General features: G+C 45.2%; 18 protein-coding genes and 1 riboswitch. Of the genes, 17 read left to right on the top strand and 1 reads right to left on the bottom strand.

Going from position 1 to position 20,882, the window contains the following annotated elements; translation table 11 throughout:
- Positions 1-101: 101 nt before the first annotated feature.
- The gene (locus MKZ16_RS31450) at positions 102-1,070 is read right to left on the bottom strand and encodes a Gfo/Idh/MocA family oxidoreductase (protein ID WP_076105086.1); all 969 of its coding nucleotides are present in this window, start codon (positions 1,068-1,070) and stop codon (positions 102-104) included.
- A gap of 199 nt (positions 1,071-1,269) precedes the next feature.
- Between MKZ16_RS31450 and MKZ16_RS31445 the strand changes: the two genes are divergently transcribed.
- From MKZ16_RS31445 to MKZ16_RS31365, 17 genes are all read left to right on the top strand, one after another.
- On the top strand, positions 1,270-2,217 hold the full coding sequence (locus MKZ16_RS31445; RefSeq protein ID WP_076105085.1) for a sugar-binding transcriptional regulator: 948 nt from the start codon (positions 1,270-1,272) through the stop codon (positions 2,215-2,217).
- Between the two features lie 160 nt (positions 2,218-2,377).
- A riboswitch (purine riboswitch) is annotated at positions 2,378-2,481 on the top strand.
- A gap of 168 nt (positions 2,482-2,649) precedes the next feature.
- Positions 2,650-3,264, top strand: coding sequence for a xanthine phosphoribosyltransferase (locus MKZ16_RS31440; RefSeq protein WP_076099816.1), 615 nt, complete (start codon positions 2,650-2,652; stop codon positions 3,262-3,264).
- A complete protein-coding gene (locus MKZ16_RS31435; protein ID WP_076105084.1) occupies positions 3,258-4,577 on the top strand; it encodes a nucleobase:cation symporter-2 family protein in 1,320 nt (439 codons plus the stop codon). Before MKZ16_RS31440 ends, MKZ16_RS31435 begins: the two co-directional genes overlap by 7 nt.
- Before the next feature lie 211 nt (positions 4,578-4,788).
- Positions 4,789-6,087 carry an SLC13 family permease gene (locus tag MKZ16_RS31430; RefSeq protein ID WP_076105083.1) on the top strand — a complete coding sequence of 433 codons (1,299 nt, stop codon included), beginning with the start codon at positions 4,789-4,791 and terminating at the stop codon, positions 6,085-6,087.
- Positions 6,088-6,120: 33 nt separating this feature from the next.
- A complete protein-coding gene (locus MKZ16_RS31425; protein WP_076105082.1) occupies positions 6,121-7,272 on the top strand; it encodes a glycerate kinase in 1,152 nt (383 codons plus the stop codon).
- A 109-nt stretch (positions 7,273-7,381) separates the two neighbouring features.
- Positions 7,382-8,416: a sugar diacid recognition domain-containing protein gene (locus MKZ16_RS31420; RefSeq protein ID WP_076105081.1), complete on the top strand. Its 1,035-nt coding sequence runs from the start codon at positions 7,382-7,384 to the stop codon at positions 8,414-8,416.
- 92 nt (positions 8,417-8,508) lie between these two features.
- Positions 8,509-9,864 carry an MFS transporter gene (locus MKZ16_RS31415; RefSeq protein ID WP_256715491.1) on the top strand — a complete coding sequence of 452 codons (1,356 nt, stop codon included), beginning with the start codon at positions 8,509-8,511 and terminating at the stop codon, positions 9,862-9,864.
- 67 nt (positions 9,865-9,931) lie between these two features.
- Positions 9,932-10,150, top strand: coding sequence for a hypothetical protein (locus tag MKZ16_RS31410; protein WP_036682196.1), 219 nt, complete (start codon positions 9,932-9,934; stop codon positions 10,148-10,150).
- A 28-nt stretch (positions 10,151-10,178) separates the two neighbouring features.
- Positions 10,179-10,868, top strand: a complete 690-nt coding sequence (locus MKZ16_RS31405) for a hypothetical protein (protein WP_076105080.1) — start codon at positions 10,179-10,181, stop codon at positions 10,866-10,868.
- Positions 10,865-12,067 (top strand): glutathionylspermidine synthase family protein, encoded by a 1,203-nt coding sequence (locus MKZ16_RS31400; RefSeq protein ID WP_036682191.1) that lies wholly within the window; start codon positions 10,865-10,867, stop codon positions 12,065-12,067. The genes MKZ16_RS31405 and MKZ16_RS31400 overlap by 4 nt, the downstream gene beginning before the upstream one ends.
- Positions 12,068-12,136: 69 nt before the next feature.
- Positions 12,137-12,730, top strand: a complete 594-nt coding sequence (locus MKZ16_RS31395) for a hypothetical protein (protein ID WP_232061559.1) — start codon at positions 12,137-12,139, stop codon at positions 12,728-12,730.
- The gene (locus MKZ16_RS31390; protein WP_038573772.1) at positions 12,727-13,119 is read left to right on the top strand and encodes a DUF350 domain-containing protein; all 393 of its coding nucleotides are present in this window, start codon (positions 12,727-12,729) and stop codon (positions 13,117-13,119) included. Before MKZ16_RS31395 ends, MKZ16_RS31390 begins: the two co-directional genes overlap by 4 nt.
- A 117-nt stretch (positions 13,120-13,236) precedes the next feature.
- On the top strand, positions 13,237-14,220 hold the full coding sequence (locus MKZ16_RS31385; RefSeq protein ID WP_339815181.1) for an ion channel: 984 nt from the start codon (positions 13,237-13,239) through the stop codon (positions 14,218-14,220).
- 136 nt (positions 14,221-14,356) lie between these two features.
- Positions 14,357-16,402, top strand: a complete 2,046-nt coding sequence (locus tag MKZ16_RS31380) for a catalase (RefSeq protein ID WP_076099734.1) — start codon at positions 14,357-14,359, stop codon at positions 16,400-16,402.
- A gap of 169 nt (positions 16,403-16,571) precedes the next feature.
- Positions 16,572-17,726, top strand: coding sequence for a glycosyl hydrolase family 8 (locus MKZ16_RS31375; RefSeq protein ID WP_235219466.1), 1,155 nt, complete (start codon positions 16,572-16,574; stop codon positions 17,724-17,726).
- 31 nt (positions 17,727-17,757) lie between these two features.
- Positions 17,758-19,311, top strand: a complete 1,554-nt coding sequence (locus MKZ16_RS31370) for a hypothetical protein (RefSeq protein ID WP_076105077.1) — start codon at positions 17,758-17,760, stop codon at positions 19,309-19,311.
- Positions 19,308-20,858 (top strand): hypothetical protein, encoded by a 1,551-nt coding sequence (locus tag MKZ16_RS31365; RefSeq protein ID WP_076105076.1) that lies wholly within the window; start codon positions 19,308-19,310, stop codon positions 20,856-20,858. The genes MKZ16_RS31370 and MKZ16_RS31365 overlap by 4 nt, the downstream gene beginning before the upstream one ends.
- Positions 20,859-20,882: the final 24 nt, after the last annotated feature.

The raw sequence follows: 20,882 nt of genomic DNA, 5'->3' as shown, positions 1-20,882 counted from the left end.
CATTAACATTAATGCAGATGAGGGGAATACGTGATGAATACGGGCGGTATACCTCGAAAAACAATCATTTGCCTAAGTTTACTGCCTACTAAACGGTTTATTTATTCAAAGCTATATTTGATTCCCCATTGCTCCCGGACATTGCTCATAATGTCCATGACATCCAAGGAGAGGTTGAGGGTCTCTTTATGGTTTTTATCTGCAATATACCGCTGCATATCTTCAATCTCGTATTGCAAAGCTTTGGCTGTATCTCCAGCTTCAATCGTCTCTACTGTGCCATCCAAATACTGAATGGTGGCTTTGCTGGCCCGCGGGAAATTGTCTACGGTAATAAATCCGAGTTCTCCTGCAACCACACCCCGTTTAGGCATTTTAGAGCGCATTGTAAGGGAGATTACCGCCATTTCATCTGCAGCATTGTTAAGAATAATGCCGGATTGCTCGTCCACTCCTGTCTCGAATCGTTTTACTGTAGTAAGAATCTCATGGGGCTGTTTGGACAGGAAGAATCTTGTGAAGGACAACGCATACGTCCCAATATCCAGCAGTGCTCCGCCCGCCAGATCTTTGCTGAAGAAACGGTTGTTCACATCATATTCTTTATGGCTGCCAAAGGAGACCTGCACCATTTTGAGGCGCCCGATGATGCCGTCATCAATGAGCTGCCGCAGTTTCTTATACAGTGGCATATGGTAGATGCTCATAGCTTCGGCCACAACCAGATCCTTTTCAGCGGCGAGTCGGGTGACTTCTTGAAGTTGTTTGCTGTTCACCGTGATTGCTTTTTCGCAGAGAACATGTTTGTTATTCTGTAAGCTTTCAATGATGTATTCATAATGATTGCTATGTGGCGTAGAGATGTACACTACATCAATTGCGGGATCTTGCAGCATTTCACTGTAACTGCCATAAGCTTTCGTGGCTCCATATTGATTAGCGAATTGTTGTGCTTTCTCTAAGCTCCGCGATCCAACCGCATACAATGTTTCCCCCGTTTCATTCAGCGCAGCCGCAAATTCGGCAGCTATACTTCCCGGACCTACAATTGCCCACTTTAAGGGATTCATTTCCAGCACCTCACCTGTTTGGATTGTTTGTTTTTATTTAGAGATAACCTTGATTCCATCTGAACCATTCATCTCCATAAAAGTTTTGATATTAAGCACATTTGTGCAATATAATGATAAATGTGCAAAACAATCGTCTACAGTATAGCGGGGGGTTCTAAATCCGTCAAACTGTTGAATATAGCGGGGGCGTTGTAACATGGATCGAAAAGAAGATAAGAAGCTGCTCATTAAAATAGCACAAATGTATTATGAACAGAATTTAACGCAGAGTGAAATCTCTAGCAAACTTGGTATATATCGTACCACCATCAGCAGGATGCTAAAGAGGGTACGTGAAGAAGGTATCGTTACAATAACTATTAATTACGATACTGGCGATCATTTTACATTGGAGCAGGAGCTGAAGGAGCGGTTCGGGCTACGGGAAGCCATTGTTGTGGAGGTAGACCCTGCACAGTCCAGTACGATTAAACGCAAAGCTATAGGACAAGCCTGTGCGAGATGGCTCGAGCAAGTGCTTCAGCCGAAAGATACGATTGGGTTTTCTTGGGGAAGCAGCTTAGCTGCCGTTGTAGAAAGCCTAACACAAGCCCAGAGACCTTTTGTAACCTGTGTACCTACGGTCGGCGGCCCATCAGGAAAGATGGAGAGCGGGTACCATGTAAATAACATCTGCTATCAAGCTGCCCTGAAATGGGGTGCGCGCTCGTTAATGATTGATGTTCCAGCGATCACGGAGCAAAAGGAAACTAGAGATCAACTGATGAATTCGCAGTATTATCAGACCATTGCCAAGGCGTGGGACCATCTGGATATCGCTGTGTTCGGCATCGGATCACCGGAAATGAAAGGGGAAGAGGCGTGGCGCGGATTTTATGGTGATGCAGTGATTGCTGAGCTGGAGAATGGAAAGGTCGCTGGTGATATCTGTTCACGATTCTATGATGGCAACGGGATTCCCGTGCATACCGGAATATCGGATCGAACGCTGACTATTGAGCTGGAGCAGATCAAGCAAGCTCGGTATTCGATTGGTGTAGCGGAGTCACTTGAGAAGGTTACAGGGATCCGTGGTGCGCTAAATGGCGGTTATATGAATGTACTTGTAACGACCCAAGAAACAGCGCAGAAGATATTGGAGTAACAACTACTAAATGTAAACAATTGAATTTCGTGAAAATAACCTGAAAATGGCATGCAAATTGCTTAAAATTTTGCTTGTAAGCACCAGACAGAGCGTGTAAGATATACAAGGTATTCATATCGAACATTTATAAAAATATAAGTTTCACATTATACATTATCCTTATATTTGCTTGTCAACTCATATAATCTTGGGAATATGGCCCATAAGTTTCTACCGGATAACCACTGTAATTATCCGACTATGAGTGAAATAGCGCATCTAGGGTTCCGCTTCCTGACTATGGAAGGACTGGACCGAGCGATGCGGACACTATGCAGTGTTACACCACTAAGGGACAAAAACCCAGAAGGACAAATTCACTTGAGAGAAACGACTCAAGGGATTTGTCCTTTTTTTGTTTTTAATTCAGAAGGAGAGATCAAGTTTACTATGAAGGTACTTCAAGAGCGCATCAGACAAGAGGGTCTTATTTTATCAGATACGGTACTAAAGGTAGATTCATTTCTGAATCATCAGGTGGATACGGAGCTTGCCTTACAAATTGGACAGGAGTTCAAGCGGTTGTTTGGACATTTACCTATCACTAAGATCATCACTATTGAAGCAAGTGGCATTCAATTCGCCATGGCTACGGCCATCGCCTTAGGCGTACCGTTTGTATATGCGAAGAAAAAGAAAGCAGTGACCTTATCTGAAGCGGTCTATTCCGCGCCGGTACATTCTTTTACACGCAAAGAGGATTATATGGTTAGTGTCTCGCAAAAATATATCGGACCAAGCGATAAGGTGCTTATTGTAGATGACTTTTTGGCTACTGGTGCTGCTCTTGTTGGATTGGTTGATATCGTGCAAGAGGCTGGCGCTGAGCTCCTTGGCGTTGGTTGTGTGATTGAAAAATGCTTCCAAGAAGGCCGGAGTCTACTCGAGGATAGAGGGATAGAAGTCCATGCTTTAGCCCGGATCACATCTATGTCACCAGGTGAAGTTCACTTCATTGATAATGAAAGTTCAAAAGAGCCAATCAAGGAGAGTGCGAGATGTTAAGCAAGAAAAAAGTATTTGCGTTAGGATTTCAGCATGTACTGGCGATGTATGCCGGAGCAGTTGTTGTTCCGCTGATCGTAGGAAACGCGCTGAACCTGAATGCCACCCAAATGGCCTATCTTATCGCAGCTGATTTGTTTACTTGCGGGTTAGCTACTTTGCTGCAGATTATGGGCACTAAGTATTTTGGCAGCAGGCTGCCGGTTATTCTTGGATGTACCTTTACGGCAGTAGGGCCGATTATCGCTATCGGCAGTGCCAACAATTTGGCAACGGTGTACGGAGCAATTATTTTATCTGGTCTATTCGTGGTACTGGCGGCCCCCCTTTACGGGAAGCTGCTGAGGTTTTTCCCAACGATAGTAACGGGCTCAGTCGTGACCATTATTGGGTTATCTCTTATTCCTGTAGCTATGAATAGCGTAGCTGGCGGAGAAGGCAGCGCTGATTTTGGGAATCCCCGCAATTTGTTGCTTGCACTGATCACGCTGCTGGTCATTTTAGCGGTTAACCGTTTTACTACAGGATTTCTTCGCTCGGTCTCTGTCTTGATAGGTCTTTTAGTGGGTACAATTATTGCTTATGGAATGGGCATTGTTAGTTTCTCTACAGTAGGTGAAGCCTCTTGGGTAAGTGTTGCACAGCCTTTCTACTTCGGATGGCCTCAGTTCAATCTTACGGCTATTTTCACTATGATCATTGTTAATATTGTTAGTATGGTGGAGTCCACAGGCGTTTACTTTGCGATTGGTAAAGTAACGGATCAGAAAGTGGAACAAAAGCAGATCGTAAACGGGCTGCGTTCGGAAGGTTTGGCGATTATGCTGGGCGGGATCTTTAATGCATTTCCGTACACAGCATTTTCGCAAAATGTAGGTCTGGTCTCGCTGACTCGGGTCAAAACCCGGAATGTTATTTTTGCAGCCGGCGGGATTATGGTTGTGCTTGGATTACTGCCTAAATTGGCGGCTCTGACAACGGTTATTCCCAATGCCGTACTGGGTGGAGCGATGATCGTGATGTTCGGATCGGTTGCTGTTTCCGGGATGTCGATTCTGTCAGAGGTAGATCTGCGTAAGGATGGTAATCTGCTGATTGCCGCTTGTAGTATCGCTGTTGGTTTGGGTTCGGCAACTGTACCTGCGATGTTCGATCAATTGCCTGAATTCGCCCGGATGCTGCTGCAAAACGGTATCGTATCCGGTTCCCTTACAGCGATTGTGCTGAATATCTTCCTCTCGAAGACAAAGGATAATGTTCTGGCAGAAGATCCTGCTGCCCCTATTCTAACGAAAGAAACTCAAGTTTCTTAATACGTCTAATTCATGTTAAAAGACCAAGCTCTGGTGTGCTGAAACCTAAGCTTGGTCTTTTTCTCATGCTCAGAGCTTGTGCATATGCACAAAAAAATAGGTTGTCCCGTCAATATTATTGGGTTTGTAAGCGCAGTATACTCAGTTTAGAAAGCGTTATCAAATTACACACTGTATAGTGTCAAATTCTTATACTAGGGGGCAACTAGAGATGGAAGGCACAGTAATTAACTGGATGGGCGCGATTGCGGGATTGATTCTGGCCGTCGTATTGATTTTCAAAAAGGTTAACCCGGTCTACGCACTCTTTTTAGGCGCGATTGCCGGAGGGATATTAGGCGGGGCATCCATTGCAGAGACAGTACAATATGTCATCGACGGAACGAATAGTGTTATGGGTGCAGTTGTACGTGTTCTCGCAGCTGGTGTGCTGGCCGGGGTATTGATTGAATCAGGGGCAGCCGAACGAATGGCCGAGACCATAGTAGATAAGCTTGGTGAAAAGAAAGCGTTATTATCTATAGCGCTGGCTACTATGATAATTACAGCAGTGGGCGTATTCATCACAGTCGCTATCATTATTGTCGCTCCAATCGCTTTGTCCGTAGGTAAGAAGATCGGCATTTCCAAAACCGCTTTGCTGCTCGCACTGGTCGGTGGCGGTAAAGCCGGTAACATTATTTCACCGAACCCGAACACCATTGCCGTAGCTAAAGGCTTTGATGTAGATTTGGCTCAGGTCATGATTCATGGATTCATCCCAGCCGTTGCGGGTCTGATTGTCACTGTTATTATTGCTAATCTGTTGGTCAACAAAGGTGTGAAAATTGCAGAGTGCGACGTTGTAACTAAAGAGGAAGACAGCACTAAGGTTAAACCTAGCTTTGGCCGTGCTATCGTCGCTCCAGTTGTCGCTATTTTGCTTCTAGCCATTAACCCAATCGGAAATATACTAAATATCGAATTGCTGAAATCATTTAAAGTCGATTCTATGATCATCTTGCCTCTTGCCGGCATTATTGGATTGATTGCTATGAAACAAACGAAGAACATCATTTCTTTTACAACCTCAGGGTTAAATAAAATGACAGGTACAGCCATTATCCTGATTGGTGCTGGTGCTATCGCTGGTATTATCTCGAAATCGGATCTGAGCGCTACTGTTGTAGATGCAATAACGGCTATGGGAATTTCCGGAACGTTCCTTGCTCCAATTGCAGGAATCCTGATGGCGGCTGCTACAGCATCAACCTCTACGGCTTCTATCGTGGCTGCCGGATCATTTGGTCCCGCTATTCTTTCGATGGGCACAGCGCCGCTAAATGCAGCAATTATGGTGCACACCGGGGCTACAGTTATTGACCATCTGCCACATGGTAACTTCTTCCACGTGACCGCAGATTCCGTTAAGATGAACATTAAGGACCGGATGTCACTGATTCCTTATGAAAGTCTCGTGGGTCTGACGATGGCTATCGTCGCCACTATATTATACGGCTTCATCCTATAATTTATATTTGCAACTAGAAGGGACGGATATTCTATGAATAAAGACTTTGTCATCGTATTGGCACCGGATTCTTTCAAGGAAAGCATGACAGCCAAAGAAGCTTGTGAAGCCATGGAAAAAGGCATTCATAAAGTAAATTCTAATATTACTTGTATTCATGTACCCATGGCAGATGGCGGCGAAGGAACGATGCAGTCCTTGGTCGATGCAACGGAAGGTACAGTATATATAACAAAAGTTAAAGGGCCACTTGGCAATGAAGTTAGCGCATCCTACGGAATCACAGGAGACGGGCTGACAGGGGTGCTGGAAATGGCTAGTGCGAGTGGCATTCAGCTGGTATCCCCTGAGACACGTAACCCATTGATTACAACCACCTACGGGACAGGACAGTTAATCAAAGCATGTCTGGATCGTGGGGTCAGCAAGCTGCTGATCGGTATCGGTGGCAGTGCCACCAATGACGGAGGCGCCGGGATGGTGCAGGCATTAGGCGGCAGGCTGCTGGATGCCGAAGGCAATGAGTTGTTATTTGGTGGTGGTGAGCTTGGCAGATTAGCCCGTGTTGATCTGAGTGGATTTGACCCTCGCCTGAAGGATGTACAGGTTGAAGTGGCCTGCGACGTTACGAATCCATTATGTGGTCCGACCGGGGCTTCCAATGTATTTGGTCCGCAAAAAGGGGCTACTTCAGATATGATCAAACAGCTGGACAGTAATCTGCATCATTATGCGAGTGTCATCAAAGAGCAATTGGGTTTCGATATTATAGATATGCCTGGAGCTGGTGCAGCGGGTGGACTTGGGGCAGGACTGGTAGTGTTCTTAAACGGAATATTAAAAAAGGGCATTGAGCTTGTGATCGACTATACTGGACTTGAAGAAAAGGTGCAGCAGGCGGACATGGTGTGGACCGGGGAAGGAAGCATCGATTTCCAGACCCAATATGGCAAGACCCCGCTTGGCGTTGCTGAGGTAGCTAAGAAATATAATAAACCCGTACTGGCCTTCGCGGGACGGATCGGCGATCAGACGGAAGTGCTGTATGATAAAGGGATCGATGCTATTTTTGGCATTATGCCAGGCGCAGCTTCATTGGAGGATGCTTTGAATAAAGGGCAAGAGAACCTGGAAAGAACGGCTGAGAATGTAGCTAGGTTAGCCATGCTGAACCAAGGAAGCTGATTGAATTATAGAAGGTGATAGAGGGGCTGACTGAACGGAGTCAGCCCCTTTTTTCTTTTTTAAGGTAGAAGCTTTCTGAGTAGAATATAAAGGAACAGGAGGTACAGTCATGAAGATATCGAAATCACTCGCAGGACAAATAGCACAAGAAATGATGAGCGTAGTTCCTTATAACATTAATGTTATGGATGAGAGCGGCTTTATTGTAGGGAGCGGAGATCTAAAACGGGTCGGAACTTTACATGAGGGAGCGAGAATAGCCATTCAAAGTGGGCAGGTCTTTGAAGTGTACGAGGATGGCAGCGGCATGAAGCCGGGGGTGAATGAACCCATTATTATAGATCATAAAGTTTTAGGTGTGGTAGGTATTACGGGACATCCAGATGAGGTGAGGCCGTTTAGTAAGCTGGTCAGAGTCACTACTATATTACTTATTGAGCAGGAAGCAAGGAACAAGCTGGAACAGGATGAGCGAGTAAAACGTGTGAAATTTTATCATGAATTATCCTATCGTAAAGAAGCATATGATCTTGAGTTTTTGGAACGGGCTGGCAGTTATGGGCTTGATCTTAAGAAAAAATGCTGGGCGATCCTTGTGGAAGGCGATGTGAACGGAAAAGAATTCAAAAATGTATTTAGGTCTTATCCACATTACTGGAATTTGGAGAATGATAAGGCGGTTTTTTTCATAACGGATGCTTTTCTTTATAAAGAGCTTATAGGAAAACTAAATTCATGTACGAATGTGGGGCGAATAGGTTCTGGCGAAGCAGCGGAGTTAGCTGCATATTCACTTGAACAGGCCCAGGCGGCGATTAGTGTTGGCAGCAGAGTCGACCCGCTCAAGAAACTGTACACTTATGAGGAACTAAAATTCTTAATTCATCTCTCCTATGACGGGGCGGAACGGCCCGGGACGATTTATGCTCTGCTGGATCAGTCGGGCGATAAGACAGGCCTGATTGAAACGCTGCAAGTATTTATTGCTGAGAATGGGGACCATAATCGTACTGTACAGAAGCTGAATATTCACCGAAATACACTGAACTACCGGCTTAATCGCATTCATACATTGACGGGCAAAAATCCACGCAACTACATGGAGTTGTTTGAATTGTTGTGCGGATTGATGTGGCGGAAGTAAACTAAATCCCCCTATTCCAATTGCCATCCTGATTTTATAGGCATAAACTTAGATAAGCTTGTATAGATAAATTAGGACAGGGATGGATAGGAATGAATGAGAAAGTAGTAATGAATGATAAAGTAGTCATGCCATTATGGACCATGTGCCTTTTTATCGTAGTGATGAACACAACGATGTTTAATGTATCACTTCCAACCATTATTCAGGATCTCCAAATTTCTGCTGATCTAGGTTCATGGGTAATTTCGAGCTATTCGATTGGATATGCTTTATCGACGGTTATTTATAGCCGCTTATCAGACGTATTGCCGATTCGGAGACTTTTGACCGTTGGCTTAATTACTCTTGGGTTAGCCTCAGTGTTTGGATTATTTGCGCATGACTTTAATACATTATTGATAACGAGAATAGTACAATCTGCCGGCGCGGGTGCGATGGCTGGATTGGGTCTCGTACTGGCCAGCCGTTATGTGCCTATTGAAAGACGTGGTGCGGCTATCGCCATGATCTCCGCAGGGAGTGCAATGGCCTTTGGGTTGGGCCCTATTTTCGGTGGCGTCATCAGTCAGTATTTTGGCTGGAATGGGTTATTCGGAATTACTTGCCTTGTGCTTGTTGTATTGCCAGTGCTGCTGCGGTTATTACCTAAGGAACAGCCTCAGCCTGCAGGCTTTGATGTTATTGGGGCGGCGTTGACCGTTGTAAATGCGGCAAGTCTGCTGGTAGCCGTAACTACCCAATCTCTGGTATGGTTAGCAGTGGGCATAGTATCTATTATCGTGCACGCTTGGTATTTGAAGAAGGCGAAGGAATCCTTTATTAACCCGCAGTTGCTAAAAATGCCGGGATACTTGAAGCTAGTTACCATAGGCTTTTGTATTCTGGTGCTGAACTTGGGGAATTTGTTCCTGATGCCGCTTGTGCTCGCTAATCTATTTGGTAAATCGGCGTTGATGATTGGTTTGTTTATCGCACCTGGTGCGTTATTATCCGCATTTCTTACCCGTTTTGTTGGACGTTTTATTGACCGGTATGGCAACTTGCGCTTCTTAATCATAGGACATTGTATCCTTGCCGCTGTTATGGCTGCATTTGCGCTGAACCTTTCTGTATCTCCTGTAGTTCTTCTGCTTGGTTATCTTTGCTTCTCTCCTGCCTTCTCGGCGACAATGGCATCCTTAAATAATGAAGCTTCTCGGGTTCTTCCGCGAACTTGGATTGGTTCAGGTATGGGGCTTTTACAACTGATTCAGTTCTTTGGAGGTTCTGTATCTGTTGCGGTCTGTGGGCTGTTGCTGCATGCTCAGCGTGATCTTGCGCCGGCAAAAGCATATGAGCATGTATACGGACTGTTGCTTCTTGTCAGCTTGTGTTCGTTAGGAGTTCTCCTTTTATACAGACGTTCTCATTCCAAAAGTAATACTGGGCAATCTATACAAGCTTAGAACTGAAACGAAAAGGTGATAAAAACGTATCAGATGCTATAGCAGATATAAGGAAGGAATGGTAATAATGGATAACGGGATGAGTGTAGTTTTAATCGAAAAAATGCCAGAGGGTGATCTACGAGTAATTGAAGAGCGTACGTGGAGCATGAATATGATAACTGCACTTGAACATGTCAATTATATAGTGGTGGGCAGTAAGGAATATGAAGCGGTTGAAGGACGGCTGAATGTGGATGAAGGCAAGCTGGAGCTTTTGCTTGTTCCGATGCACACTGAGGGATAGAAGATCATCAGGGAAGGAGAACCTTACGATGGCTAAAGAAGAAAGGGATAAGGAATTGCCTGCATCAAAATTATTTACCGCCGATGGCAAACCCATCCGTGTATTATCAACATCGCTAGGCATAGCCTTATTAGCGAATGCTATGTTTATTCCTGGCGGAGCGGGGGCTAGCGCGAATACTTCTGCGGGCGAACCACAGCTAGTCTCTTGGTCTAATGAAGAGGTTAAAGCTTATTTTGATAAAAATGTGGATTGGAATATTCCCTACCCCGAAGAAGGTGCGAAAGAGGTAGAGGAGCAAGGCCAAGGCGTAGTAACTTCAAACGGGACAACTGTAGTGAATAACTATGGCGGTTATCATTCAGGTTTTGGCTGGACGGATTTGCTTCTGTATCACATGTTGTTTAACAGCGGTGCCAATTACTCTTCCAGAGGATGGGCTAAGGACCGTCCTACCTATTATGGAGGCACGAGAACCACTTATAAACCACCTACTTATAGCAGCGAAAAGTTTCAGAATAAAAAGGTGCCCGGTTCTGTAGTGAAACCTAAAACCTCAACCTCATCCACGGGTTCCATCACGAGAAGGGGTTCCTCTTCGAAGACCGGAATCGGGGGCACTTCCAGTGGCTTAAACTCTTCGAAGAACTCTAAATCAAGCTCAGGCTCGAAATCTTCATCGAGATCAGGTTCAAGCAAGAGTGGTTTCGGCGGATGAGTGATCAGCAGAGCGTGTTTGAGATCCTGGATTTGTCTGATCTGGAGCGGGGCCCACGGGTACAAGCGCTGTATGAGCTTGGGTTCACTTGGGCAGATCTAGAGGAAGAAGAGTATTGGATGGATGCAATAGCTGTGATGCGCAGCGACATTTACAAGGAGCTTGAGGAAGCCTCCGCAAAGCTTTGGGCTATCCTTGATAAGGCGGTTCGGTATATACATCTAAAACGCGATTTGTATGAGCTACTGGGCATTCCCCCTGTTCTTTGGGAGATGCTTGATGGGTCTCCTATTCCGGAAGAAGGCTTAATCAGCCGGTATGCAAGGTTTGATTTTGCGATAGCTCATGATGGAACCATCAAGCTTCTGGAACTGAATGCCGATACACCTACAGGTTATGTGGAGGCTTCCATAGCAACACCTTGGATCTGTGAACAGGCGGGTGTGGCTAGTCCAAATCATGCGATGAAGGAACAACTTGCCGCAGCATGGCAGATAGAACGTCCAGATACCGCAGCTTGTGTTGCTTATGGTTCCCATCTTGAAGATTCAGGTACGATTGAAGCCTTGGTCAGACATAGCGGACTTACTATTCAGTGTGTGGATTGCCTCGACCTGTGGGTCGATGAGGGCATTTTGAAGGATGGGGAGGACCGGGTGATACAGCGGATGTTTGCTCTATATCCTAAAGAGTGGATGGCCGTCGATGAAGGTGGAGATGCACTTGCCTATGCCGTTGAGCAGGGAAATCTTCAGCTTTTTAATGGACCTCACAGTATCCTGTTGCAGTCTAAGGGATTGATTGCAGCTGTGTGGGGAATGTATGAGCTTGGCTTATTATTTGACAATGAAGAGCGTGAGGCGATCTCACGTTATATTTTGCCGACTTATAATAAGCCTGTGTTCTCTGGCAGTTTTGTGTCCAAATCTGTATTTGGCCGCGAAGGCGGTTCTGTACGTCTCTTTGACGATAGTGGAACTCTGGAAATTGAGGACGAAGAGGGTTATGATAGCAGTCAGCTTTTTCCCTCTGTATATCAAAAAAGAGCTGAACTAGCCCGAATACACACCGCCGAAGGTGAATTCCACCTACTGACAGGCATGTTCGTCATTAATGGGAAGCCGTGTGGGCTGCTCGGCCGGGCTGGCGGACTGATTACGGGCAATGCCAGTCATTTTATCGCGTTGGGAGTGAGATAGTTGGATAAAAGTAAGGCTATAAACAAGTCGTCTGCTAGATTAGTAAAGGCCCGGATCGGCGCTTTATGTATGATGCTTCTAACGGTGCTGCTGCTTAGTGCATGTTCCAGTAATCAGGGGAGTGTGTTTGATTCAGGCACTGCCGAAACTTCTGATAGTGTTGCACGGGTACCTTGGGATTACCGGGTTGTGGAGAGTACTGTAGGTGATCTAATTGGCAGCGATATGACGGTGTTGCCGGATAATGAGCTGCTGCCGAATGATGAGAATTATGCTACTGGCGATAAAATATGGACATTGCAGTTCATGGACGCTGAGCTGATCACAGATGCTGACCAGCGCAATGAAGTCCGCCTATCTTCCTGGACGACCATTAAATCGTATCCCGATGAAAAAACAGCAGTAGAGGACCTCACCAACCTTAAGGTATCGGTAACTACGGATGTTGATCTTGTAGGAGTATACAAGACAAAATATAATGAGAAGACAAGAAACTTTGCCGTCCTTGAGCTGCCTTCCGGCAACCGGATCAAGCAGCCGATAGACGATGAGCGTTATGCAGCATTAGAGAAAGAAAAGACCGCTTCCGTAGTCCTTGAGGAAGTACATGATTTCGCCGATTATGACTCGGCATATGCGAAATTTCGGGGGTGGGCAAAGTGACGATTGTTGTTAATTTGATAGTCAGTATATTTGTGATTATTCTTCTGCAATTGTTGGGTATGGTTATCTTTGGCTTGATGACCCCGTTCAAGGATATGGAAGAGCTGAAAAAAGGGAATGTGGCTGTAGCTCTAGCGCTTGGCGGCAAATTTCTCGCCACAGCAATTATCATTGGAGTAGCGGCGTATACGAATACCTCTATTCTGCATATGATCATTTGGTTTGCTGTCGGTTATGTGTGCCTCATCGCTGCTTACTGGATTTTTGAATTGGCGACCCCAAGCTTTAAAATTTCAGAACATCTGGAAAAAGGCAATGTGGCAGTAGGCACTATGCTCTGCTTGGTGTTTATCGGCACAGCGTTTGCAGTCAGCAGTTTGATTGTTTAGTTCAAAAATCGCAGATGGACATGGATAAGGCTGCCCTCAGTAATAACCTCGAGAGGCAGCTTTATTAATGTGAGGAAGGGATGGCAGATGCATTTTTTTCTGAGAATATCCACCAGGATGATGCGTTTACGCAAACGGTCGATCGGTTTGATTATTTTGATCTTTATAATTCTTAGCGCATCGATAGCTTACCTGCTTGAACCGAGTACATTCCACAACTGGTTTAATGCCTTCTATTGGGTCATGACAACGATGGCCACCGTTGGGTATGGGGATTATTTTGCCGAGACTGTAGTTGGTAAGCTATTCACCATGTTTCTGTATATTTTTGGGATTGGTCTTCTCAGCTTGGTTATTGGCAAGGTCATTGACTCTATTGCAGAAGTGCAGAGAAGGAGAGGAGCAGGAACATTGAGCTTCCGGGGAAAGGATCATGTGATATTAATCAATTGGAGTAAGAAAGCACAAGCTGCGGTAGATGAGGTGTTATGCTATTCACCTAAATGTCATATCGTCATCATTGATGAGATAGGACGGCATCCGCTGGAGCATATGGAACAGGTCCACTTTGTAAGCGGTGATGCTTCCAGCGATGAGATTCTCCTTAAAGCTAACATACACGAAGCCCGGGCAGCCATTGTGTTCGGAGACACACGGATTGATGAAGCATCGCTAATTGACGGGAAGTCTCTGCTTATCGCCTCCAGCATTGAGCGCATAGCGCCACAAGTACATACTACCGTAGAAATTATGCAGGAGAAGAATATACAGAATTTCAGGCATGTTCAGGTCAATGAATTCGTTCTGTCGCATGATGCCATTTCTAGATTGGCTGTCCGATCCGCTCTACAAGAGGGGAATTCAGATGTGATTACGCAGCTGCTGAGCCGCCAGTATGGGGATGATATTTATGAGATTCCAGTGAATAGTGCATGGAAGACCTATGGGCAGGCGTTTCAGGAATTGCTCCTTCAAGGTGCAACTTTACTCTCGGATCGTAGTGACCTTAGCATCAATCGCAAGCTGGGCCAGCCTATTCCTAAAGAGGCTAGATTATATATTGTTTCGGATGAAGAGACGTACCGGAGAATTAAAGGTTAGGTCAGAGATAAGCGAGTAAGCGGATTTTCGGGAGAAGGGCTTCTCGGAATTCCGCTTCTTTTTGTTTGCCGTTCCTTCCTTAAGGGTAAGAGATGAATATTATCGTTACTCTACCTTTCGGAAGGAGCCATTGTTAATGAGTGAACAGCAAAAAGTGAACGGAAATAGCAAAAATGAGCAACTGGAACAGTTTCGCAGTAAGGACGAAGGTCACGCTTTAACAACCAATCAGGGATTGAAAGTGTCCGAGGATGAGTTCTCCCTAAAAGCCGGTGACCGGGGGCCAACCTTGCTGGAGGATTTTCATTTTCGGGAAAAAATGACCCATTTCGATCACGAGCGGATTCCTGAGCGGATCGTGCATGCACGCGGATTTGCCGCCCACGGGGAGTTTGAAGTATATAAATCGTTGAAAGAATATACGAAGGCGAAATTCCTTCAAGATCCGTCCGTAAAGACCCCGGTGTTTGTCCGGTTCTCAACGGTAGCAGGATCACGGGGTTCAGCCGAAACTGTGCGGGATGCCCGGGGCTTCTCGACCAAATTTTATACCGAAGAAGGCAATTATGATTTGGTAGGCAATAATATGCCGGTCTTTTTTATACAGGATGCGATTAAGTTCCCTGATCTAGTGCATGCGCTTAAGCCGGAGCCGCATAATGAAATGCCTCAGGCGGCATCAGCCCATGATACCTTCTGGGATTTCATCGCCAATAACCAGGAATCGGCCCATATGGCGATGTGGCTGATGTCTGACCGCGCCATTCCGCGAAGCTTCCGGATGATGGAAGGGTTTGGGGTTCATACCTTCCGTCTGATCAATGAGCAGGGGAAAGCACATTTTGTTAAATTCCATTGGAAACCAGTGCTTGGTGTACACTCTTTGGTGTGGGACGAAGCACAGAAAATATCAGGAGCGGACCCTGACTTCCACCGACGTGATTTATGGGAATCGATTGAAGCCGGCAACTTTCCGGAATATGAGCTGGGCATTCAGCTTCTTAGTGAAGAAGATGAATTCAAGTTTGATTTCGACGTGTTGGACCCTACAAAGCTATGGCCAGAGGAAGACGTGCCCGTGCAGATCGTTGGGAAAATGACCTTGAACCGCAACGTGGATAATGTTTTTGCCGAAACGGAGCAGGTGGCTTTCCACCCTGGACATGTAGTGCCTGGTATTGATTTCACCAATGACCCCCTACTTCAGGGCAGACTATTCTCTTATACGGATACACAGCTGATTCGGCTTGGGGGTCCTAACTTTCATGAATTGCCGATTAATAGACCGGTGTGTCCTTTCCACAACAACCAGCGTGACGGATATGGGCGGCAGACGATTAATCAGGGCACTGTGAGTTATCATAATAATTCTCTGGCCCAAAATACACCGAGACCTGTCCCAGAGGCTGAAGGCGGTTATGTGCATTATCAAGAAAAGGTTGAGGGCCGTAAGGTACGGAGCCGGAGTAAAAGCTTTGAGGATCATTTTTCACAAGCCAAGTTATTCTGGAATAGTATGAGCCCTCCGGAACAATTGCATATTATCGAAGCTTATTCTTTCGAGCTTGGGAAGGTTAAGAGTAAGTCGGTCCGACAGCAGGTCGTAAATATGCTCGCTAACATTACCTCTGAGCTTGCTGTACCTGTGGCAGAAGCCATTGGAGTAGCGGCTCCAGAAGTTGGCGGTTCTGAGGTCACTCAAGCTTCCCCAGCCTTAAGTCAAGCTAATACGAAAAAACATCCCAACACGCGTAAAGTAGGCGTGATTATCGGGGATGGTTTTGATGAAGCTGCGGTAATGCCTGTATTGGACACGCTTATGGGAGCTGGGATTCAACCGGAGCTAATCAGTGATAAGCTTGGATTTATTAAAGGCTCAAACGGCACAGAGCTTGAAGTCATCCACACCTTATCCACTACAGATTCGGTGCTCTTCGATGCGATTTATGCGGCTGGTGGAAATGCAGAGCGCAAGAAATTCCATAAAGATGCAGCGCTATTCCTCAACCAAGCATATGCACATTTTAAACCCATCGCGATGACCACAACACTTGCTGAGCTGCTTGCAACAGATGAACACAGAAGCAGTCCGGGCGTCGTAATAGGCGATGGTGGGGAAGTTTTTGCGGCTAGCTTCGTTGCGGCCATTTCTGCCCATCGTTTTTGGGAACGTATGGAATAAAGTAAATAGATGATAGAAAAAGAGGGGTCTGCTCGTCAGAAGGCGTGTGGATGCCTCTTTTTTTCATCTAATGGTTTCATAAATTTAACATTTGGATTAAGTATGTGATGTATATTACCGTTATAGATAATACTAGGCAATATAAGCAGATGCTTAGGGAGGTGATTTTTTGAGGAAAGAGATAGCTGTTGCTGTAGTGGTACTTATAGGTTTTACAGCATTAACAGCATGCGAGCAAACAGCAACGCCGGCATCAACACCCTCGCCCTCCGCGAATGTTCATACAACAGAGCCACCGAATCCTACGGGTTCGGCTAATAATGATGTGGGGGACCATTCACAGGAATTGGATGCTTTAGAGCAATTTATTGTTACGAAGCTTACCGGCTCGTCCGGTGTTTATACGAATTTAATTGAAACAGAGCAATCCGGGGAAGCGGCAAGCGGCCATGAGATTCTAAGTGAGTCTGCCTCTCTGAGGATGCTGGCAGCCGTACGGAGTGGTGAGAAAGAGCGATTTGCAGAAGAATGGGCGCTGGCTAAGCAAACCTTTGATATGAAGGGCGGTTTTAGCTACCGATATAGCCCTAAACAGCAGAAATTATATCCTGTGAATGCTGCCGTTGATGACTTACGTATCATTCGTGCGCTTTATGAAGCGGGGGATACGTTTAGGGATAAACACTATACAGAGGAAGCGGATAAGTATGGTGAAAGATTTTATAACTATAATGTAAAAAATGGATATATGTATGACTTCTATGATGAAAATTACAAAAAAACCAACACATTCGTTACTTTATGTTATATTGATTTAGGTACAATGCGAAAATTGTCGGTTTCTGGAGAATCTCGTGAATTTTTGTTGAATAATATGAGCGTTATACTGAAAGATGGATATTTATCAGATGAGTTTCCCTTCTATGAAACAAGGTTTAATTATGAGAGTGGAACCTATACTTCGGAGAATATCAATACAGTAGAATCGCTACTGTCTATTCTGGCTTTGGCAGAGGTAGACCAGCAGAAATCCTCCAGCATTGATTATATCAAGCAGCAGGTCGAAGCTGGCACATTATATGGACAATATTCGCGTGAGGGAAAGCCGCTTAACGATATTCGCTCAACAGCCATTTACGCTATTACGGCTATGATTGGTGCCGAGATCGGAGACGATGCACTCTATCGCAAAAGCATTGAAAGAATGAACGAGTTCAGAATAACCGATGCCGGCAGCTCACTGTATGGAGGCTTCGGCGATGTAGCTAGTGGCCAAGCCTATTCCTTTGACAATCTGATGGCATCATTGGCCTATGTCTATTAATTTAAACCTATAGTAACGAAGGTGAATCTGCATGATAAACAACACGGTGAAATCACCTCTGAGGCAGGGGATGACACTCGCTAACCTACCTTTGCCATTGTCCCCGGCTTTTATCACTGCTGTTGGAGTGTTGCTTATAACCATCATAGCCTTATTTACCGCCCCGTATGTCGGAATGGCGGATAATGGTGATTTTTTTCGCAGCATCTATAGTAACGGAATTTATTTCAATCTGCCGGATTATGACGAGCAATACTTTGGTTATTTTGTAAAGCAATATGGAATCTTTCAGTATTTTAATGAGAATGGCGCGACATTATTTTCTTCACAGTCCCTATTTATCCAGCTGGCCATTGGACTTAATAAGCTGTTTTTTAGCAGCGAGGTTTTCGATATCCGGTTTCAAGCAGTCATTTATACGATTTTATATGTTGCGGCGATCTACTTATTAATAGAGGCAATTACATGGGGGATGACCCGCAAGCAGGGCTGGGTCACTGCTGGTATTGCTATTTTTATATTTGGAGATACCGGGTATACCGCTTATTTCAACTCCTTTTACGGCGAGAGCGTCGTGATGATCACGATGATTACTATGTTCGCAGCTTGGTTGTTGTTATATCAAAAAAGATACAATGACTATGTGCTGCTGGCCCTGTTCTTGATCAGTACGATCATCCTGACTACTTCCAAGCAGCAAAATGCGCCAGTGGGTATAATCATTGCGGTTCTGGGGTGTTCGCTCCTTTGGATTCGCAGGGATAAAATATTTCGCATTCTGACAATGGTTTCCCTTGCTTTGATCCTGTTCGCAGGTGTGTTCACCTATTTGAATATCTCGGATGAGTTCGTGAATATTAACCAGTTCCATGCCATGACCCGCGGGGTGCTGAAGGATTCCTCCGATCCGGAGAAGGCACTGAAGTCATTCGATATTGATGAACAATATGCCATCTTGAAGAATAGCATTTACTACGAGAAATACGGAACTATTGATGTGAATTCACCGATTCTCCAAGAGAACTTTTACAGTCGTTACGGATTTGTTTCGATCCTTAAATACTATATATCGAATCCGGATCAGCTTAACTCGATTCTTAATGTAGCTGCTCAAAGTGCATTCTCGATCAAACCAGCGGCGATGGGCAATTACGAGCAATCCGTTGGGAAGGAATTTCGAGCACAGAATCACTTTTTTACTGGATACAGTCAGCTGAAAAAGGCTTTGGCACCACGAACGATAGGTTTTATCTTCCTTTGGACAGTGCTTGTCATCGGTCTGTATATGCCTTCCTTCGTAACAGCCATTAAGGCACGTAATTTTAGAGGATTGCAGCGGATGGTATTGATTGTCGCTACGATAGGCGTTGGTCTTTCAGGCATTTTTGTATCGATTATCGGTGCTGGTGATGCCGACATTTCCAAGCATGAATTCTTGTTCACTTTATCTTTTGATTTGGTGACCTTTCTGACAGTATCTAGTGTGATCGGACGCAGATTCTCCAAAAATCGTAAAAAGCCGGTTAACGAGAGTTCCACCACTTCTAGTCCATATACAAAGTCTCAAAAGGATGTGAGTGTTTGAAGCGCAGAGGGATCTTATACTGTATATTGCTGCTGACGCTGAGCTTAACCATCCTATTGCTTCCCGCCACTCCTGTTCAATCTGCTGCATCGCCACAACAAGTCTTACTGTTCTATGACAGCCTTGCCAAGGGGACCGCTAAGGATGGAAATGTGACTGAACTTCAACGTCTGCTGGCAGCTTACTCGACAAAGGTTACACTTCGAAGCCTAGATCAATACGAGCAGGGGATGCTGAAAAATTACTCCAGAGTGATCATGGTCCGTAACGAAGGGGATATTTCGATCACGAATAAATCCTATATAGAGGATTGGGAGCATTATCAGGGGCAGTATTTGCATATTGGGTACAACCCACCTGCTAGTCTAATGAAGGCGTTACAGCTAACCACTGATGTGATCTATGACGGGAGTGCAGAGCTCGAAATTGGACAGTTCTCCGGAATTCAAGCTAAGGTGCAGGATATGCCTTATATTGCAGCGAGTCAGGCGGTCAAATCCTTTGGGAAACTCTCTTTTGCGGAGGAGGGTCTGCAAGCACCGTACGCTGTGAGTAAGGGGAATGATACATATGCCCCATATTTTGAACAAGGGAATGTCAGTACGCTGGGGATGGCGTATGTTCTGAAGGATTGGCTCCATATCACTGCTGCTCCTAAAATGTACCTTGCGATCAAAGAAATCTATCCTTTCTCCGATCTGCGACTGCTGGCAGAAACGGGTGAGCGGCTGTATCAACTGGGGATTCCGTTTCTTGCAAGTGTGCGGCCTGTGTTCAGCAATACCGATTATCCGGCCATGCAGCGTTATTTAGTGGCCATGAAAAGTGTGCAATCCAGCAATGGAAGCATTCTGGTCAATGCCCCAGTGGTGATGCCAACGATAAGCTCCATTGACCATACGCTTAAAGGAAAGATGAATGATTTCATCAATCTGTTGGCCGAAAACGGGCTTGGGCCGCTTGGAGTCGGGGCGGAAATGCATTGGTCGTATGACAAGGAGTATTCAGAAGCGGGGATGAGCTTTTTTGATTCCGTGGTGTTATATCCGGATGAACAGATTGATTATATGAAGCAGAGCGACACCTCTAAATCCTTTCCATCCTCTTTATATAGCGTTCCGCTGGAATTTCTTCAGGCTTTGCCTACATCCAATAAAGTGATACCGCAATTGCCGATGGATACTGTAATCACCGTCGACATGCCCGAGGATGAGCGTCAGCTTGAAGAAATGCTGCAAAGTCTGGAACGGAATTGGGTTTCTTTTGCTGATTATAAGCAAGAAGAGCACCAGGTCGTTACTGATCAGAACACAATCTCCTCACTAGATGGAATGATTTCTATTAATGGACAACCTCTAAGCCTGGACTATACACCGGAAACAGTAGATAGCGATTATCGCTACACAGAGGAACAGCAAAAGAGCTTCACCCGACTTTTTAATATTCAGAATCAATTTTTTATTGTTGTGATCATGATTTCTCTGCTGCTGTTTGGCGGATTGTTGATGATCGGATACCGGTTATATCGCAGAAAGTTTTTGAAATGAGACAACTAATCGTGATTTGGAGGA

This window comes from Paenibacillus sp. FSL R5-0928 (assembly GCF_037970385.1).
GTDB lineage: Bacteria > Bacillota > Bacilli > Paenibacillales > Paenibacillaceae > Paenibacillus_AQ > Paenibacillus_AQ odorifer.
This window is presented reverse-complemented; position numbering and strand designations above follow the sequence as displayed.

What these genes read in the sequence shown, in the direction of transcription:
- MKZ16_RS31415 (WP_256715491.1), top strand. Translation starts at nt 8,509, where the DNA reads ATGAATGAGAAAGTAGTAATGAATGATAAAGTAGTCATGCCATTATGG.
- MKZ16_RS31410 (WP_036682196.1), top strand. Translation starts at nt 9,932, where the DNA reads ATGGATAACGGGATGAGTGTAGTTTTAATCGAAAAAATGCCAGAGGGT.
- MKZ16_RS31380 (WP_076099734.1), top strand. Translation starts at nt 14,357, where the DNA reads ATGAGTGAACAGCAAAAAGTGAACGGAAATAGCAAAAATGAGCAACTG.
- MKZ16_RS31385 (WP_339815181.1), top strand. Translation starts at nt 13,237, where the DNA reads ATGATGCGTTTACGCAAACGGTCGATCGGTTTGATTATTTTGATCTTT.
- MKZ16_RS31405 (WP_076105080.1), top strand. Translation starts at nt 10,179, where the DNA reads ATGGCTAAAGAAGAAAGGGATAAGGAATTGCCTGCATCAAAATTATTT.
- MKZ16_RS31440 (WP_076099816.1), top strand. Translation starts at nt 2,650, where the DNA reads ATGAAGGTACTTCAAGAGCGCATCAGACAAGAGGGTCTTATTTTATCA.
- MKZ16_RS31420 (WP_076105081.1), top strand. Translation starts at nt 7,382, where the DNA reads ATGAAGATATCGAAATCACTCGCAGGACAAATAGCACAAGAAATGATG.
- MKZ16_RS31435 (WP_076105084.1), top strand. Translation starts at nt 3,258, where the DNA reads ATGTTAAGCAAGAAAAAAGTATTTGCGTTAGGATTTCAGCATGTACTG.
- MKZ16_RS31395 (WP_232061559.1), top strand. Translation starts at nt 12,137, where the DNA reads ATGATGCTTCTAACGGTGCTGCTGCTTAGTGCATGTTCCAGTAATCAG.
- MKZ16_RS31430 (WP_076105083.1), top strand. Translation starts at nt 4,789, where the DNA reads ATGGAAGGCACAGTAATTAACTGGATGGGCGCGATTGCGGGATTGATT.
- MKZ16_RS31445 (WP_076105085.1), top strand. Translation starts at nt 1,270, where the DNA reads ATGGATCGAAAAGAAGATAAGAAGCTGCTCATTAAAATAGCACAAATG.
- MKZ16_RS31425 (WP_076105082.1), top strand. Translation starts at nt 6,121, where the DNA reads ATGAATAAAGACTTTGTCATCGTATTGGCACCGGATTCTTTCAAGGAA.
- MKZ16_RS31450 (WP_076105086.1), bottom strand. Translation starts at nt 1,070, where the DNA reads ATGAATCCCTTAAAGTGGGCAATTGTAGGTCCGGGAAGTATAGCTGCC.
- MKZ16_RS31400 (WP_036682191.1), top strand. Translation starts at nt 10,865, where the DNA reads ATGAGTGATCAGCAGAGCGTGTTTGAGATCCTGGATTTGTCTGATCTG.
- MKZ16_RS31370 (WP_076105077.1), top strand. Translation starts at nt 17,758, where the DNA reads ATGATAAACAACACGGTGAAATCACCTCTGAGGCAGGGGATGACACTC.